This is a genomic window from Lentibacillus sp. CBA3610 (assembly GCF_013373365.1).
Classification (GTDB): Bacteria; Bacillota; Bacilli; order Bacillales; family Amphibacillaceae; genus Lentibacillus.
The window spans coordinates 1129597-1147504 of record NZ_CP035925.1 but is presented as its reverse complement, the minus strand read 5'-3'; the positions used below and the strand labels follow the sequence as shown (position 1 = coordinate 1147504).

The following is a 17908-nucleotide window of genomic DNA, read 5'->3' as shown; positions in this document are numbered from 1 at the left end:
GAGGTGATCCCAGTAAATCCGCCTTCACCCCGAGGTATTTTGCATATAAATGAACAATACCCAAATGAAAAATTGCAGAACCAAGCCAAAATAAAAGAAAGATGTTCTTAAATTTTAAGCCGAATATATCATAAAACCTCCATTCCATCGTCCAAATAGATACGTTTCCATTATAGAACAATTCACATGTAAAAGTCAAAAGCCCCAATGATTTGAAAACGTTACCTTTTTTAGCTAAACAAAAAAAGATTAAATATAAATACTAAAAGGCGAATATTTTATGAAAACAGATCACCCCAATTTTAATAAGAAAGAAAACAGCAGGCGTTGATGATTACATATCCCCAGTTTAAAGGGCTATTTTCCCCTTAAGCTTAATAGCCAGGCTTAAGTGAGAAACTGGTGAACTGGCTCGTGAAAGTCAATCAATACTACGGGGAAAAGCCGAAAAGCCTCCGAAAAAGAAAAAAAAAACAGTGAAGAAGAGCTTGGTGATATCATGTTTGTATTTTGACGTCTTTGCCAACTCACCCGATATTGATTTATTCCGAGCATTCATATTTGCGATGCAAAAAATCGAAACCCGTGACAAAAATCGCTGGACACATAAAGATTAAAAAAAGAACGAATCAATGTAACAGGAGGATAACAATGGCCACTAAGATTATTATTGCAGGACACCGTGGGAAAAATGGGGATCTGAAGGCGTCATATGGTGAACAATGAAGAATCATCATCTTGGCATGTATTGACCGGAAAAAAATGACGGTAAACACTAATGGATATTGAAAATTCTTCCAGATGTTGACGTTACCGGATTTTGAGGATCCCGAACAATGCTTTCAAGAGACTGATGCAGATGTATTTATTGATTTAACGCCTTCCGGGTTTCAGGATTTGAAACACAATCAAAGCTCCGCTCTTTTAATTATGATATTCGACAAGTAGTTGGTACATCGGCTTTTTCTCAAGATCAAGAATTGCGGCGGTAGAAGGATTATATCAAAACACACGCGCATCAGGTACGGCTGTGAAAACCGCTAATATGATGGAGGAAACACGAAAGAGCAAACAGCAAGGGCATCCGGATGAAAAAGAAACCCTTGATGGGGCACGAGGGGCTGATACAGATGGTATCCACATTCATAGCATCAGGCTCCCGGGACTTGTTGCACATCAGGAAGTGCTTTTCGGCGGCCCCGGACAGACCTTATCGATCAAACACGACTCCTACAACCGGGCTTCATTCATGGAAGGGGTTAAGCTGTCAGTCAATAAAGTGATGGAATTAAATAAGCTTGTATATGGATTGGAAAATATACTTGAATAGGGGATTACGATGAATATCGCATTAATTGCACACGATAAGAAGAAGCAGGATATCATTCATTTTACAGTCGCATATCAACATGTACTTAAAGAGCATCAGCTATTTGCAACAGGAACAACGGGGGAGAGAATCGCTGAAGGGACCGGGCTTCCGGTTCACCAATTCCAGTCAGGGCCGCTTGGCGGTGATCAGCAAATTGGCGCCAGGATAGCCAATAATGAGATGGATGCCGTTATTTTTTTCAGAGATCCTTTGACAGCACAACCGCATGAACCGGATGTCAGTGCTCTTATGCGTTTATGCGATGTTCACCTGATTCCGCTTGCTACTAATCCGGCAGCAGCTGAAATCATGATACATGCGCTTGCAAATGGAAATTTTGACTGGCGAAAAGTTGCAAAGGAAAACGAGCAAGAAGGTAATGATATATGAAAAAAATAGGTATTACATGCTATCCGACGGTTGGGGGTTCAGGTATAATAGCTACGGAACTTGGCATGATGATGGCGGAGAAAGGTCATGAGATCCATTTTATCACCTCCAGTCTGCCATTTCGTTTAAATCGGATTCAGCCCAATATTTATTATCATGAAGTTGAGCTGAACCACTACCCGGTATTTCAATACCCGCCATTTGATTTGACGCTGGCGAATAAAATGGCTGAAGTGATTGACCAGGAAAAACTCGATATTCTGCACGTTCATTATGCGATGCCACATGCCATTTGTGCTATACTGGCTAAGGATATTGCCGAGCATGATGTTAAAATCGTTACGACACTGCATGGAACCGACATTACGGTACTCGGTATTGACCATTCTCTGAAAAAAATGATCAGGCATGGTATCGAACAATCTGATGCTGTAACGGCAGTATCCCATAGCCTTGTTGAACAAACAAGAGATGTCGTTGATACAGATAAGGCTATAGAGGTGATTTATAATTTCGTGAATGAAACGGAATATACGAAAATAGCCGGTGATTCCATACGGCAGGAATATGGTATTGATCCGGATGAAAAAGTTATTATCCATATTTCAAATTTTCGTAAGGTCAAACGTGTGGAGGATATCATTTATACGTTTAAGCAAATTCATGAAGAAGTCAACGCAAAGCTTCTGTTAGTCGGTGATGGCCCTGAATATTCGGAAATGTATCAATTGGTTTCAGAGTTAGGGCTGAATGATAATGTATTATTTCTGGGTAAACAGAAAAATGTGAATGATTTATTATCCATTTCTGATTTGAAGTTACTCATGTCCGAAAAAGAAAGTTTTGGTCTCGTGTTATTAGAAGCCATGTCCTGTGAAGTGCCATGTATCGGGACAAATATCGGCGGCATTCCTGAAGTCATAAGGCACGATGAAACAGGCTATATTGTTGAAACGGGAGACACGAGCCAGGCAGCAGCGTACGCGATTAATTTATTGCAGAACAAAAAACTGCTAAGGCATTTTTCGAAAAATGCCTTAGCACACGCCCGAAAACATTTCTATTCACAAGATATTGTCATGCAGTATATCCGTTTATATGATAAGCTGCTTCAAAAATAAATGGTGATGCCGGTGTTATTAACCAAACAATTTCAGGAAGCAAGTGACGTACTTGAACAAATTGAACGATATGGCTATGATGCCTATTTCGTTGGTGGCTGTGTACGGGACTTATTACTCAGGCGCAAAATTGGCGATATTGATATCGCCACATCTGCCCCACCTGACGTTATTCAGCAGATTTTCAGCAAGGTAATCCCGGTAGGTCTGGAACATGGTACGGTCATCGTGCGCCACAACCATCAATCTTATGAAGTCACAACTTTCCGGGTGGATGATGACTATTCTGATCAACGGCACCCTGATTCAGTACAATTTGTTCAAACGATTGATCAGGACTTGAAACGGCGTGATTTTACGATTAATGCTTTAGCAATGGACAGAAGTGGAAATATCATCGATTTATTTAATGGACAAGAGGATATTAGAAACGGCATTATCCGCACAGTTGGAAACGGTTATGAACGATTTATGGAGGATCCTTTACGCATCATACGTGCGCTCCGGTTTTCCAGCCAATTAGGGTTTTCTCTTGAAGAAGATACCCTGGATGCCATGCGGGCTGTTTCGAATGAGATAGAGACGATTGCTATGGAGCGGATTGTCCAGGAAACGGCTAAATTTTTTGCAGGATCATATGTCAATACGGGCATGTATTACTTCAAGATGGTTAACATTGTAAAACACTTGCCCATTCTGCAAGAACATCCCCATATTATCAAAAGATTACCCAGAGAGCTAATACCTTTAACGTCGTTTGGTGCTGTTATGGCGTTACTGCATTTTAATGAGCCAGGGGTAACGATTCAGGAGTGGGCCGGACAATGGAGATGTTCCAACAAGATAAAATATGAAGCAGAAGCCTTGAACGAAGCATTGGTGCATTATCAGCACAACGGCCTGGACCGATGTATCGTTTATCGTCTCTATGCTGATTGTTACAGTGATTTTGCAGCATTAGTAAAGATGTTATTCGATGACACTGTAACCCGTGACATGATGAAACAGATTAATCATTCGCTACCCATTCAATCGAAAAAAGATATAGTGATAAATGGTATGGATTTACGCAGGGCTTTTCCTGATAAAACCGCGGGACCGTGGATCGGGAAAGCGTTGAATGAAATTGAGAAACAGGTTGTTTTAGGGCATCTCAGCAATGATAAGAATGCGTTAAAGGAATGGATCAAATGGAACCTACACGAAACCGATTAATTGAGCTGCTGGAAACAAGTGATTATGAATACGTGTCAGGGCAATTTTTATCGGACAAATTGCATATTTCGCGCAGTGCTATTTGGAAGCATATGAAAGAACTGGAAAAAGATGGATACATCATTGAAGGTGTCCCCCGAAAAGGTTACCGAATTGTCAAATCACCTGATAAGATTAGTGCAAACACCCTGCATTGGGGGCTGAAAACAAACTGGCTGGGAAAGAATATCATACATAAACCAACAACAAAATCGACACAGCTTATAGCTCATCAGGCCGCTCAAGAAAATGCCGAACATGGCACCGTGATTATTGCTGATGAACAAACAGAAGGAAAAGGGAGGATGGAACGCAGATGGCATTCATCCAAACATAAAGGTATATGGATGAGTATTATTTTGCGCCCGTCCATACTTCCTTCTGCAGCACCACAATTAACATTATTAACAGCGACTGTTCTGGCAGACGTCATAACCGAACAAACGACAGCTGAGGCAAAAATCAAGTGGCCGAATGATCTTTTAATTGATGGTAAAAAGACAGCAGGTATTTTAACCGAAATGCAAGCCGAACAAGACCGGATACATTATATTGTTGTGGGAATAGGTCTGAATGTGAATCAAACAAGTGATGAGTTTCCCGGCATAATAAATGATCGGGCTGCTTCGCTTAAATCAGCAACCGGTGAAGACCAGCCGATCGTACCACTTATTCAACAATTACTGCTGAAGTTTGAACGATCCTATGATACATTTATGCACCATGGTTTTTCAAAAGTGCAAACTAAATGGGAATCATATGGATACAGGATAGGGGAGACCATCAGGATCCGGACAAACCATAAGGTATTAGAGGCTGCTTTTACCGGCGTTGCTGAGGACGGAGCATTGCTTATAGAAACAGGTGAAGGCAGTCAAAAAATATACTCCGGCGAAATCGAATGGTTTTAAAATAGAGGAAAAACTTAACATGTATAATTATGAGAGCAAGGTGGCATTATGAACGAAAAGTATGTGGTGATTGATTTGGAAACAACCGGTCATGCACCGGTGAGTCCTGATAAGATTATTGAAGTTGGGATTGTTATAATCGAAAATAATGAAATTACCGGGGAGTTTTCAACTTTTCTTAATCCGAACAGGGAAATCCCGCCTTTTATAACCAATTTGACAGGCATATCCGATCAGGATGTCAGTGACGCACCGAGTTTTCAGGACAAAGCGGCTGAAATAGCGTCTCTGTTTGCTAACGGTTATCTCGTGGCACATAATGTCCCATTTGATTTGGGATTCCTGAATGGAGAGCTTGCTGCTGCCGGCTTTTTTGAACTTAAGAACCCTGTAATTGATACGGTTGAACTAGCTCGTATCCTTTACCCGCAAGCACCCGGTTTTAAATTGGGTCAATTGGCAGATTATCTTGAAATTGCCCATGACGAACCGCACCGTGCAATAACAGATGCACATATGACCGCAAAAATGCTTTTATTACAATTGAGAAAACTCCGGTCACTGCCTTATGAAACGATAACCCATATGCTAAGCCTGGAAAGCGGCCTGAAATCAGATTTGTACGCTCTATTATCTGAACAACAGCAGGCATTGGCATTTTCAACTGATACAGATGAAAACATGGATATACACAGAGGTTTAGCCATCAAAAAAACGTCCAATGACAAACCTGAAAAACAACATGTCGAGACATCCTTTGGCAGCTATCTTGATGCTATTTATGAAGCTGGAGGGACCCTGGAGCAGCAAATGGCCAATTATGAAAAACGGTCAGGTCAGCGCGAAATGTCGGAAACGGTGTTCGATGCCTTCCAATCGAAAAATCATGCCTTGATTGAAGCAGAAACCGGTACAGGCAAATCTTTAGCTTATCTGCTTCCAGCCATTTATGAGGCAGTGACCGCGAATAAAAAAATTGTTATCAGTACATATACAACGCAACTCCAATCACAGTTATTGGATGAAGAAGTGCCATTAATACGCGAGCTCGTTTCATTTCCATTCAACGTGGCCTTGCTGAAGGGAAAACAGCATTATATCAGCCTTGAAAAGTTTGAGCGCGAATTGGCCTCTGATCAGACTGACAATTACGATATAACACTGACGAAAGCAATGATACTTGTCTGGCTGACAGAGACTGAGACAGGAGATGTCGATGAGATTCAGCTTCCATCCAGTGGCTATATATTTTACAGGCAAATTTCAACAGATTCAGAAAATGCCTTCGATCCATCATCACCATGGTTTTCGCGGTCATATTATCAGAAGGCTAGGCGGAAAGCACAGCATGCAGATATTCTGATCACGAATCATGCTTTGTTATGTACAGATATGTTTAATGACTATCAATTGCTCCCATCCTATGATAAAGCTATCATTGATGAGGCACATCATCTGGAAGAAACGGCATCCAAACATTATGGATTAACACTCAATTATGTTTTCATACAAAACACGTTGACACAAATCGGGGCAGTAAATGATGGTAACTGGCTCGACAAACTGCTGAAGGACCAGCCCTCAAATGATGAAGACGGGTTTTCGGAAGCAGAATGGGATCATATTTTTGAAAACACAAAACATGAAATTGATGATTTATTTCGAACACTGTTTCAATATGTTGTCGAACAGAAACAAAAAAGCAAACGGTTAAGCGATATCGGGAGGGTTCAATACCGATTTGACGAAAACAAGGAAGATCCTGAAAAATGGTCCGTCATAACCGAAATGGTTAACAGATTAACGTTTTATTTTCGTGATCTGATCCATTTGCTTTCATCATTAAAGCAGCAGCTGGTAACGGTTAAACCTGATGATAACCATTATGTGGATGAAGTGACAGAGCATATGGCATCATTCCAATCCATTATTGATCGTCTGGAGCAACTGTTTTTAATGGATACTGATAATGCCGTCAAATGGATTGAAATGGAAGCCTACGGGGCTAAAAATGCGGTATATCTCTATAGTGAGCCGACAGATATATCCACATTGCTGGCGAATGACTTCTTTAAGCAAAAAGACAGCATTATTTTAACAAGTGCTACATTATCGATACGAAATTCATTCTCGTTTAGCCAAAAAAGACTTGGACTTTCATCAGAAAACCTGATAACAGCTAAAATAAGTTCACCTTTTTCATATGAGGAACAGGTTCAGTTAATGATACCGAATGATTTTCCTGATGTCAGAAACGATGCTTTAGATGATTTCATACATGCCACATGTGAAGCCATTATATCGTTGGCCCGGATTACGGATGGGCGAATGCTTGTCTTATTTACGTCGTATGACATGTTGCGGAAGTCCTATTACTTGTTAAGGGAAACAATTGATATTAATAAGTACATGCTGATCGCTCAGGGAATTTCCACTGGCAGCCGATCCAGGTTAAAAAAGAATTTTCAAACATTTGATCAATCCATATTACTGGGAACAAGCTCTTTTTGGGAAGGCGTCGATATACCAGGTCAGGATTTATCATGTCTTATGATTGTAAGGCTTCCGTTTCAGCCACCCAATCACCCAGTATATGAGGCAAGATCGAATGCGTTTAAGCATGAGGGCAAAAATGCTTTTTTTGAATTGGCATTACCAAATGCTGTTATCCGATTTAAACAGGGGTTTGGCAGACTGATTCGTTCAGGCAGTGACCGGGGAATTGTATTTGTCTGCGACACACGTATTAAAAAAGCTCGATATGGCAAGTATTTCACCGAATCAATCCCATCCGTTCCGATCACACATGAATCAACACAAACCATAATGGAAAAAGCGGAAGAATGGTTTTAAAATTGGACAGTTTCTTATTTTAAGGTGAAAATTGTAAAAAAATACTGATGCACAGGCTCATGCATCAGTTTCAAGGTCGTATGGGGCAGGAAAATTTTTTGTTGAAATAAATAAAAATGAAACAAATTTGCCGTTATGCTTGTTATACTATATAATGTGATTTTACTTATTTATTTTCAACGTTACTTATAGTGTTAGCATTGCTATCAGCTGTATGAGTAGCAAAATATGATAATACATACAGCATTTATTAACGGAGGACAAATAATGGATATGACGTTCAGGGTTTTATCTTATACGGGATGATGTAAATGATAAATAATGGGATTTCACGAAACACGGTGCCAAACTGGCTGAAATGGACCTTGGGAATAGTCGGCCTGCTGATAATTGCTTTTCTTATTTTCGCCATCTATTTATATCAGGCTGCTCAAGGAAATCGAACAGCAGCATATGACCAAGTGGCAGAAGAAGTGCTGCAAGAAACGGAACTGACTGCCATAAGTAGTATCGAACGGTTTCATGGTGAGAATGCGTATTATATTGTTTATGGCGAAACGGATCATGAAGAAAACAAGATTGTTTTTTACCCCTTTGACCTGGATCAATCCAGTATAATTAGTTTAAATCAGTCGGAAATTGTATCAGAGGAAACAGTCCGAGCCAATTGGAATAATCAATGCAATTCATGTAAAATGATTGACATAACACCAGCCGTTATTTCAGATGGTGACGATCAGCAGCCTGCATGGGAAATAACATATGAAGATAATTCAGGCCGTTATGTCATGGAATATTTATCTGTTTCGGATGGCTCAAGAATTGAAGCACGTCGTTTTAATCGGTTATTTAACAGGGAGAGTGATTAAATGGAATTAGCAAATCGGGTGAAAACTTTAACACCCTCCGCAACTTTAGCAATTACAGCAAAAGCCAAGGAACTAAAGAGTCAAGGCTATGATGTGATCGGGCTTGGTGCAGGAGAGCCTGATTTTAATACACCTGAGTATATCCTGAAAGCAGCAGAGGATGCTATGCGAAACGGATTTACAAAATATACACCGGCTGGCGGTATACCGGAATTAAAACAAGCGATCATAAACAAGTTCCAACGTGATAATGGGCTGACATACAACTCGGATGAAGTGATTGTCACAACAGGTGCCAAGCATGCTTTATTCACACTTTTCCAGGTATTATTGAATAAAGGTGATGAAGTGATTGTGCCCGCACCTTATTGGGTCAGTTATCCGGAACAGGTTAAGCTGGCTGAAGGCGAACCGGTGTTTATTGAGGCAAAAGAACAAAACGGGTTTAAATTAACACCGGAACAGCTTAAATCAGCGATTACTTCCAGAACAAAAGCCGTTATTATCAATTCTCCAAGTAATCCTACCGGTATGATGTATAATCAGCAAGAGCTGAAGGAGTTAGGAGACGTTTGTCTGGATAATGATATTTTGATCGTGTCCGACGAAATTTATGAAAAGTTGATCTATACGAATGACAAACATGTTTCAGTAGCAGAAATTTCAGAGCAACTTAAAGCGAATACAATCATCATAAATGGTGTGTCCAAGTCTCATGCGATGACAGGCTGGAGAATCGGTTATGCTGCCGGGTCTTCTGACATTATTAAACCTATGACAAGCCTGGCTTCACATTCCACATCCAATCCAACGTCAATCGCACAACATGCGGCATTGGCTGCTTATAGTTCGAACGAGGACCCCAACGCGGAAATGCGGGACATTTTCAGCGAACGACTCGACGAATTGCATAGCTTGTTAAATGATATACCTGGGATTTCATGTATGAAACCTAAAGGGGCTTTTTACGTATTTCCGAATGTACAGGAAGCTGTCAGGCAGAACGGTTTTGACTCTGTCGATGAATGGGTGAAAGCATTGCTTGAGGAGGAAAAGGTTGCGTTAGTTCCAGGAACCGGATTCGGTGCACCGGAAAATGTTCGATTATCGTACGCTACTTCGCTTGATGCATTAAAGGAAGCAGCTAAACGCATAAACCGTTTTGTGTTAAATCATCAATCATAGCTTTGGAGGGAACATATTGAAGACAACGATTTCACAAGTACCAAACTATACAGGACAAGAAGTTACCATTGGCGCATGGCTGGCAAACAAAAGATCAAGTGGTAAAATTGCCTTTTTACAGCTAAGAGATGGAACTGGATTCATTCAGGGTGTTGTAGCCAAAAATGATGTTTCCGAGGACGTTTTTCATATGGCTAAAAATATGACCCAGGAGTCATCCATGTACATAACGGGTACAATTGCCGAAGATTCAAGATCGCCATTTGGATATGAAATGCATGTGACTGATATTGAACTGATTCAGGAAGCAGTTGATTATCCGATAACACCAAAAGAGCACGGAACAGAATTTCTAATGGATCACCGCCATTTATGGCTGCGTTCCAAACGTCAGCATGCTGTTATGAAAATCCGGAATGAAATCATCAGGGCTACTTACCAGTTTTTTAATGACAATGATTATGTTAAAGTCGACCCGCCCATATTAACTGGGTCATCAGCAGAAGGCACGACAGAACTTTTCCATACCAAATATTTTGATGAAGATGCCTACTTATCACAGAGCGGCCAATTATACATGGAAGCTGCTGCAATGGCTTTTGGAAAAGTCTTTTCATTCGGACCGACGTTCAGAGCAGAAAAGTCAAAAACAAGACGGCACTTAATTGAATTCTGGATGATTGAACCGGAAATGGCATTTGTCGATCACGATGAAAGTCTGGAAATTCAGGAGCAGTATGTCACGTTTGTCGTCCAGTCTGTTCTTAACAATTGTGAGCTTGAACTGAATACGCTGGGACGGGATACTTCGAAACTTGAATCCATTCAAGCACCATTCCCAAGAATCAGCTATGATGACGCGATTGAATTGGTTAAGGAAAAAGGATTTGACGATATTGAGTGGGGAGAGGACTTCGGTGCACCGCATGAAACGGCGATTGCTGAAAGTTTTGACAAACCTGTGTTTATTACGAATTACCCTGCTGACATTAAAGCATTCTATATGAAACCGGATCCCGATCGTCCGGAAGTTGTGTTATGTGCCGACCTGATTGCACCGGAAGGATACGGGGAGGTTATCGGCGGATCACAGCGGATTGATGATCTTGAGCTTATGAAACAACGCTATGAAGAGCATGGCCTGTCCGGTCCTGCTTACCAATGGTATCTGGAATTGCGCCAATATGGCAGCGTTCCTCACTCAGGCTTCGGCTTGGGGCTTGAGAGGACTGTTGCCTGGATTGCAGGAGTGGAACACGTTCGTGAAACCATTCCATTTCCAAGACTTCTGAACCGTCTATATCCTTAATTTTAATGAAAGCGTCATTGTGTATTGGATCCCTTGCTGAATCAGCGGCAAGGGATTTTACTACTGAAACGTGATTTCATAAACTCTGTTATATACCTTTGCGATCAAAAAGATTTTGCACATAGAAGAACAAATTATACTTGTCGATTTTTGACACATTTGATTGGCTATTCATGCTATACTAAGAAATGAGGTGTACCATTTATGTCAAAATTCATTTCATTTCAGGATATTTTATTAAACCAAGTGCAAGTCCCCGTTCAGCTGCTTGATAAGTACGCGGCATTGGGACTTAAGGAACAGGAAGTCATGGTAATTTTACAGTTGCTTCGTTTTTTACAGGAAAAAAATGACTTTCCGACACCCAATGACCTGGCCAGCCATTTAACCATCAGTGAGAAAGAGTGTGCGAATATATTACGCAAACTCATTCAAAAAAACTTCTTATCCATTGAGCAGTTGAAAAATGAACACAATCAAATAACCGAGTCCTACAGCCTTAACCCACTATGGGAGAAATTATACACAGAAGAAGCTGAAACCAACTCACAGGATGACGGCACGATCTTTATACTGTTTGAACAGGAATTTGGCAGACCGCTTTCACCATTTGAGATTGAAATGATCAACACATGGCTGGATGAAGACAAATTGCCGCCTTCACTTATAAAAGCGGCATTAAGAGAATCCGTTCTGATGGGAAAACTGAATTTCAAATATATTGACCGGATTCTCCGTGACTGGAAGAAGAAAGGAATCAATTCCGTGGAACAAGCCCGTGAAGCAAGTAAAGCTTTCCATGAGAATCAAAAGCCTAAACAAGAAGCTGCTGACCAAAAACGGGACACATCGATTTATTATAACTGGCTGGAGGAGGAATAAAGGATGTTAAATAAATCACAGGTAGAGCACTGTCTGGATGTTATGAAGGGGATGTACCCGGAAGCACAATGTGAACTGACCCATGATAATCCATTTGAACTGGTCATCGCTGTCTTATTATCAGCTCAATGCACGGATAATCTTGTCAACAAAGTAACAGCGTCATTATTTAAAAAATACAAAACACCGGAAGATTATCTCGCTGTATCACTGGAAGAATTACAACAGGATATTAAGTCAATCGGGTTATATCGAAATAAAGCCAAAAATATACGCAAGCTTTGCCAAATGCTGATTGATGATTATGATGGGGAAGTGCCACAAACGAAACCGGAATTGATGAAGCTGGCCGGGGTAGGGCGGAAAACCGCAAATGTTGTTGCATCAGTAGCATTCAGAGAACCGGCGATCGCGGTTGATACACACGTCGAACGCGTAGCCAAACGATTGGGGATCTGCCGCTGGAAGGATTCTGTTCTTGAAGTGGAAGAAACGCTGATGAAAAAAGTTCCGAAAGATGAGTGGGCCGATACACATCATCGGATGATTTTCTTCGGGAGATATCACTGTAAGGCACGAAACCCGCAATGCCCCGAGTGCCCGCTTCTTGATTTATGCCGGGAAGGTCAAAAAAGAATGAGGAAAGCAGAATTGGTTAGTAAATAATAAAAAGAGGCAGCCTTCTTTGAGGAAGCTGCCTCTTTTTGCTAAGCGTAATTAGTTTCCTTCATCGTTTTGTTGATCACCTTCATTTTCATTATCAGTTTCTGATTCTATCTCGGTACTCGTACTGCTCGATTCTCCTCTTGTTCCTTCGTTTGCGCCATTTTGCCCGACGGGCGTGACCGTAATGGTATAAGAACCTGGCTGGGCACCTTCAATGACGATACCTTCAGATTGTACCGTCTGTGTTTGTAATTCAGTGCCATCTTGTGCCACCACAACTTCAAATTGTGCAGGCGGGCCATTGTATTGCCAGGAAACATCTATATCAGAACCAGAAGGGCTGGCATTTAATCCATTAACCGGTGGAACATTTTCTTCACCATTTTCTTCATTCTCTTCTTCTTCATCCTGCTCTCCGTTCTCTTCTTCTTCCTCATTGCCTTCTTCTTCGTTTTCTTCTTCGTCACCTGGTACTTGAACAGTAGTTGTCGCTGGTTCACTGGTATCTCCGTCTGAATTCGCAACAACTTGAATTTCATATGTTGTACCTGGCTCAACATTTGAAATTTCCATCGATGTCTCATCAGTGGAAGAAAGACCTTGCATTTGACCATCATCAATACTGGCGCTCACTTCAAATGATACGTCATCTGACTCATGATCCCACTCAACTTGAATAACATCTGATTCTTCATCATACGTAGCATCGAGAGCTTCCACAGGATTCAACTGGTCAAATTGTTCCGATGTCTCAGTTGGTTCAGTTCCTTGTACAAACAACTCAGTAACAATTTCAGATTCCGGTGTATAATCACTTGGCAGTTTGGCAGGTCTTGATCCTGCTTCCACCGGTACTTCCACAACTGAATCAGGTTGCGTAAAGTCTGCTGTTTCAATACCTTCTGAGAGTTCGGTCATCGTGTTTCGATATAATTGCTGCGAGATCTTAGTATTGGGTAATGTTATACTGTTATCATTATAACCGGTCCAGACAGATATCGTATAATTCGTTGTGTATCCACTGAACCACGAATCGGGAGAACCTTCTACTTCATCGTGTGTGGAAGTACCTGTTTTGCCTGCATCCGGAATCCCCGGAACGTTCGCATCAGTTCCAGTTCCTTCTGTAATAGCGGTTTTGAGCATATCCGTTATCATGTAAGCAGTGGATTCCGACATGGCTGCTTCAGGCTCCGGTGTTAAATCAACAGTTCTTCCGCTTTCCGGAAATTCCACTTCTGTAACGGCATAGGGTTCATTATAAATACCGCCATTCCCAAAAGCACGGTATGCGCCTGCCAGTTCAAGCGGGTTTGTTCCAATCTGTCCGCCGCCTATCGCATCAGTTATTCCCATATCGGTGTCCCCGATCGAGATGCCCAGATTTTCCGCGAATTCTTTGGCTGTGCCATAGCCGATTTCTTCTAATGTTTTGGCGGCCGGTACGTTCAATGACTGCTCCAGAGCATACCGCATTGATACCCAGCCGTAATATTGACCGGCCCATGTGTTAATCCGGGCATCGGAACCGGCAATATCATATGGACCATCATCATTCAGCTGGTGGTATGTTGACCATTGCTCATGCTCAATAGCGGGGCCATAGTCAATAATCGGTTTGAACGTAGATGCCGGTTGACGGCTTATGTCGGTTGCAAAATTCCATCCGTCATTTTCCACACCTCCACGAGCTCCGCCAATTGCCCGTATTGCGCCGGTTTCGGTATCCAGGACTGTCATGCCGGCTTCCATATCGTGTTCATCACCATTCTCATCAGTGACGGGAGACGGGTAGTTAATTGGGTTCTCCTCACTGTCTGACAATAGCAATTCAACATGTTCCTGTGCATCGGTATCAAGGGTGGTGTGGATTTCCAGACCATCTGTGTAAATATCTGCACCATCAACTTTTTCTTGAACCTCTTTACTTACCTGCTGCAGGAAGGCCTGATAAGGTGTTGGGTCAGGTGTATCATCGGTCAAAAGAGACGGGATGTCGACCTGACTCGCCTCTTCGGCTTCACTTTGCGATATTTTATCATTATCGACCATTAAACCTAATACAATATTCATTCGATCTTTTGTTAAATCCGGATTTTCAAACGGGTTATACGCGGAAGGGCGTTGTGGCAATCCGGCAAGAATAGCCGCTTCAGGCAGTGTCAATTCACTAAGATCCGTTTTACCGAAATACAATTCGGCTGCTTTGCCTACCCCATATGCCCTATTTCCGAAAAAGATTTTATTTAAATACATTTCCAGAATTTCTTCTTTGGAATATTGCTGCTCCAGCCTAAGTGCCAGCCACATTTCCTGTACTTTAATGCCAATATCCTTTTCCGGTGACAGGAAGGATTGTTCAACCAGCTGCTGTGTAATTGTACTGGCGCCTTCAGAACCGAAGCCGTCCGTAATATTGGCAACGATTGCTCCACCAACCCGCCATACGTCAACACCGGGGTGGTCAAAAAATCGCGCATCCTCAGTTGACAGGACAGCATCAATCAGCACTTGCGGCAGTTCTTCATATTCAACTTTGGTTCGATTTTCTGCGCCCAGGTTGGCAATCAGTTCACCATCTTTATCATATATGTTTGATGAATACGGTGTATCCAGTTTTGATGCATCAATTTCCGGTGCTGTGGCAATATAATAGGTGAACAGGGCGCCAACACCTATCCCAAGTGCCAGTATAGCAATACCTGTTATCATGAGTATTTTTTTCCATAGCGGTTTTTTTGCAGCTTTTTTTTGCTTTCTTCGTGCTGTGCGAGATTGGCCATTTGTTGCCATAACGCATTCTCCTCCAATCTAAAAATAAAGCTGGTCAATAATACTTAAATAGTCAACCCTTGCCTGAAAATGAAACGGAATTAGATAACCTTTATCCTTTACCGTTTCGTAGCGGATCGATTTTTTACCACCGTTAAATTGTTTATCCCAGAACGGAAAAAACGATTCAGTGGGCAGATAATATGTTTCATCATGGGCGGAAAACCGTATGATTAAAAAACAAATCCCGCCATGATCTGTTATGGATTTCATATGCTTAATCTGATGTTCATGTATATTGGCAAGCGGGAACCTGGTTTTATTTTTAGTTTCCTTTGCCTCAAAATCGATGTGCCGCCCGCGGTAAAGACCATTATAATCAGTCGTGGAAGGCTGCTTAAAGTAGCCTTCTGTTATGACAGCAGCACTTCTCTTTGGGTAATGGACGTTAACGATTTGTACAGGCGTAGGTTTCTTATGAATAACAGCTTTATTCCTATCCCGATAAAATGTGTTTGTCGCGTTGATATCTTTTTCCAGCGTCATACCCCGGTTGCTGAATCTCATTGAACGATTCGTTGCAGATAGCTGGTGCATACCATTGTTCTTTTTGCCGTTTGGATAATGCAATATAGTCTCTCCCTCCTGGCATATTACAGTATCATACCAAAAATTGCCGAAATTGACCATAATATTTTAAGAAATGGGGGTCGGCATATGAATGCACACCAGGAAAAACATCACTATATCCATTATATAATATTTAAAACAAATGAGCACAATTTTGATAACATTTCCCGAACAAAAGCCTATCAAAACTTTTATATGGCTTATCCTGAAATTAAGTGGGCACTTGTGGCAAGTATGGTTTCCCGTAATGCTGGATGGAATATGACTGATTTATGGCTGTCACCATTCCGTAAGATACTTTCCCATAACCAGCGAGAACGTCTGTTCATGACATATGAACGTGCCAACTGGCTGATTTTTTCGGATGCATATCCCCAATTACTCGTTTATAAACTTTCGTTACATGTGAATAAGCCATTGTTTCATTTACTCCCGGAACTCAACGTATCCAGATATATGCAAAAAGAGTGGGAGCACTTCTGGAAACACCATGATAAGCAACGTCTTATGATTGCATTAATCATCAATGAACAAAATGTTATTCAAAATCCCGTCATCAAACAGGACTATTTCAAGTATCGTGTATTTTTACGCCCGCCATACCTGTTGCAGGACATTTTGTTATTAAATGCCATTATTTTACCGGCAAAATCAAAAGGGCTGTATGGTGCCTTTGTACATGATTTCACAAATATTGATAAACGCATTGCGTTAGGGAAAAAGATCGCATCTATTATGTTCCATTCCCAAATATATAATCCATTATTGGCATTCATCCAATCTGTAGAGCATACAGGCTCACGACGGGATTATGAACAGTTTTTCAGTATGCAAACGGAAAAAGCTCCCATGTTACGAGCACTTTATCCGGTCATCTCCCATCAGGATATTATTCGAAAAGACTGGTTCAGAAAAAGGGGGATAAAACGTCATTGGACAAAAAATGTTCAAGAAAATCCGGATCCGCATATCAGCAAATCGTTTTATAGCCGGAGAAAATTACTATATGCCTATGAGTGCTTAAAAAACGTCTTTATGTAAGAAATTGTTCAGGGCTGGATTAGCAGAATGTATCTATTTTGGATATAAGAAAAAACTTCGACATTCGTTATTAACTGACGAATGTCGAGTTTTTTGGGATGACTACGTAGACGGCCGATTTGGACCATCTAATTTTTTGCTTCGGCTGCGATTTTCTTTTTTCTGATGATGTCTTGCAGTCTTCTGCTCGGATGGTTTCTTTTTGTCCATGAGGATACCTCCTTACACTTGTTAGTTTGGCTGAACTGCAATGAATTTACACTAGTTTTGCCATGATTCTTCTAGTTTTGTCGAAGGGGAAGGGAAGTCAGGTTTTACAGCGAAATAGTGATTAATAAATAAAGTGAGGGTGTATAACATGACAAATATGATTACAATAAGTCCGACAGTTGACGGAATTGAGAAACGGAAATTTGCTAATGCATTATCAGATATGGGTAACCAGTTGCGTTTAATGGAACAGAAAATCACCATGATGACCGACAATCGTGTACAGGAAGATTATACAAGCCAACAGAAGGAACTCAACCACATAACGTATACGGTAAACAAACTTCATCGAAAGCAGCAAAAGCAACATACAGAAAAACTTGTTCCCGGTCGTTTTACTTTTAATCATGCGGAAAAAAGACTATCTAATGGATGATTTTTGA

Annotated in this window: 14 protein-coding genes and 1 pseudogene; 13 read left to right on the top strand and 2 right to left on the bottom strand. The window is 41.1% G+C overall.

Going from position 1 to position 17908, the window contains the following annotated elements; translation table 11 throughout:
- Nucleotides 1-1018: 1018 nt before the first annotated feature.
- The 11 genes and pseudogenes from Len3610_RS05800 to nth all read left to right on the top strand — a co-directional run.
- Nucleotides 1019-1330, top strand: a pseudogene (locus Len3610_RS05800) (dihydrodipicolinate reductase C-terminal domain-containing protein); the annotation flags it as partial.
- Nucleotides 1331-1339: 9 nt separating this feature from the next.
- Nucleotides 1340-1762 (top strand): methylglyoxal synthase, encoded by a 423-nt coding sequence (locus Len3610_RS05795; RefSeq protein ID WP_176447118.1) that lies wholly within the window; start codon nt 1340-1342, stop codon nt 1760-1762.
- A complete protein-coding gene (gene bshA / locus Len3610_RS05790; protein WP_176447117.1) occupies nt 1759-2883 on the top strand; it encodes an N-acetyl-alpha-D-glucosaminyl L-malate synthase BshA in 1125 nt (374 codons plus the stop codon). The genes Len3610_RS05795 and bshA overlap by 4 nt, the downstream gene beginning before the upstream one ends.
- Before the next feature lie 12 nt (nt 2884-2895).
- Nucleotides 2896-4098, top strand: a complete 1203-nt coding sequence (locus Len3610_RS05785) for a CCA tRNA nucleotidyltransferase (RefSeq protein ID WP_176447116.1) — start codon at nt 2896-2898, stop codon at nt 4096-4098.
- Nucleotides 4074-5048, top strand: coding sequence for a biotin--[acetyl-CoA-carboxylase] ligase (locus Len3610_RS05780; RefSeq protein WP_176447115.1), 975 nt, complete (start codon nt 4074-4076; stop codon nt 5046-5048). Before Len3610_RS05785 ends, Len3610_RS05780 begins: the two co-directional genes overlap by 25 nt.
- 48 nt (nt 5049-5096) lie before the next feature.
- The gene (dinG, locus tag Len3610_RS05775; RefSeq protein ID WP_176447114.1) at nt 5097-7901 is read left to right on the top strand and encodes an ATP-dependent DNA helicase DinG; all 2805 of its coding nucleotides are present in this window, start codon (nt 5097-5099) and stop codon (nt 7899-7901) included.
- Nucleotides 7902-8212: 311 nt separating this feature from the next.
- A complete protein-coding gene (locus tag Len3610_RS05770) occupies nt 8213-8770 on the top strand; it encodes a cell wall elongation regulator TseB-like domain-containing protein (RefSeq protein ID WP_176447113.1) in 558 nt (185 codons plus the stop codon).
- Nucleotides 8771-9955: a pyridoxal phosphate-dependent aminotransferase gene (locus tag Len3610_RS05765; RefSeq protein ID WP_176447112.1), complete on the top strand. Its 1185-nt coding sequence runs from the start codon at nt 8771-8773 to the stop codon at nt 9953-9955. It begins immediately after the preceding gene.
- A gap of 16 nt (nt 9956-9971) precedes the next feature.
- On the top strand, nt 9972-11264 hold the full coding sequence (gene asnS, locus Len3610_RS05760) for an asparagine--tRNA ligase (protein WP_176447111.1): 1293 nt from the start codon (nt 9972-9974) through the stop codon (nt 11262-11264).
- A gap of 204 nt (nt 11265-11468) precedes the next feature.
- Nucleotides 11469-12146 carry a DnaD domain-containing protein gene (locus Len3610_RS05755; RefSeq protein WP_176447110.1) on the top strand — a complete coding sequence of 226 codons (678 nt, stop codon included), beginning with the start codon at nt 11469-11471 and terminating at the stop codon, nt 12144-12146.
- Nucleotides 12147-12149: 3 nt separating this feature from the next.
- Complete coding sequence (gene nth, locus Len3610_RS05750) at nt 12150-12812, top strand: endonuclease III (RefSeq protein WP_176447109.1); 663 nt, start codon at nt 12150-12152, stop codon at nt 12810-12812.
- Nucleotides 12813-12863: 51 nt separating this feature from the next.
- Here nth and Len3610_RS05745 read toward each other — a convergent pair whose 3' ends face one another.
- A complete protein-coding gene (locus tag Len3610_RS05745) occupies nt 12864-15605 on the bottom strand; it encodes a penicillin-binding protein 1A (RefSeq protein WP_176447108.1) in 2742 nt (913 codons plus the stop codon).
- Nucleotides 15606-15623: 18 nt separating this feature from the next.
- Nucleotides 15624-16181: a Holliday junction resolvase RecU gene (gene recU, locus Len3610_RS05740; RefSeq protein WP_255259887.1), complete on the bottom strand. Its 558-nt coding sequence runs from the start codon at nt 16179-16181 to the stop codon at nt 15624-15626.
- Nucleotides 16182-16301: 120 nt separating this feature from the next.
- On the opposite strand from recU, the gene Len3610_RS05735 reads away from it, so the two are divergent.
- A complete protein-coding gene (locus tag Len3610_RS05735) occupies nt 16302-17255 on the top strand; it encodes a DUF2515 family protein (RefSeq protein ID WP_176447106.1) in 954 nt (317 codons plus the stop codon).
- A gap of 358 nt (nt 17256-17613) precedes the next feature.
- Nucleotides 17614-17901 carry a hypothetical protein gene (locus tag Len3610_RS05730; RefSeq protein WP_176447105.1) on the top strand — a complete coding sequence of 96 codons (288 nt, stop codon included), beginning with the start codon at nt 17614-17616 and terminating at the stop codon, nt 17899-17901.
- The last annotated feature ends 7 nt before the right edge of the window (nt 17902-17908 follow it).

Coding starts and splice junctions, on each gene's coding strand:
- Len3610_RS05795 (WP_176447118.1), top strand. CDS start 1,340: ATGAATATCGCATTAATTGCACACGATAAGAAGAAGCAGGATATCATT.
- bshA (WP_176447117.1), top strand. CDS start 1,759: ATGAAAAAAATAGGTATTACATGCTATCCGACGGTTGGGGGTTCAGGT.
- Len3610_RS05780 (WP_176447115.1), top strand. CDS start 4,074: ATGGAACCTACACGAAACCGATTAATTGAGCTGCTGGAAACAAGTGAT.
- dinG (WP_176447114.1), top strand. CDS start 5,097: ATGAACGAAAAGTATGTGGTGATTGATTTGGAAACAACCGGTCATGCA.
- Len3610_RS05770 (WP_176447113.1), top strand. CDS start 8,213: ATGATAAATAATGGGATTTCACGAAACACGGTGCCAAACTGGCTGAAA.
- Len3610_RS05765 (WP_176447112.1), top strand. CDS start 8,771: ATGGAATTAGCAAATCGGGTGAAAACTTTAACACCCTCCGCAACTTTA.
- Len3610_RS05755 (WP_176447110.1), top strand. CDS start 11,469: ATGTCAAAATTCATTTCATTTCAGGATATTTTATTAAACCAAGTGCAA.
- nth (WP_176447109.1), top strand. CDS start 12,150: ATGTTAAATAAATCACAGGTAGAGCACTGTCTGGATGTTATGAAGGGG.
- Len3610_RS05745 (WP_176447108.1), bottom strand. CDS start 15,605: ATGGCAACAAATGGCCAATCTCGCACAGCACGAAGAAAGCAAAAAAAA.
- recU (WP_255259887.1), bottom strand. CDS start 16,181: ATGCACCAGCTATCTGCAACGAATCGTTCAATGAGATTCAGCAACCGG.
- Len3610_RS05735 (WP_176447106.1), top strand. CDS start 16,302: ATGAATGCACACCAGGAAAAACATCACTATATCCATTATATAATATTT.
- Len3610_RS05730 (WP_176447105.1), top strand. CDS start 17,614: ATGACAAATATGATTACAATAAGTCCGACAGTTGACGGAATTGAGAAA.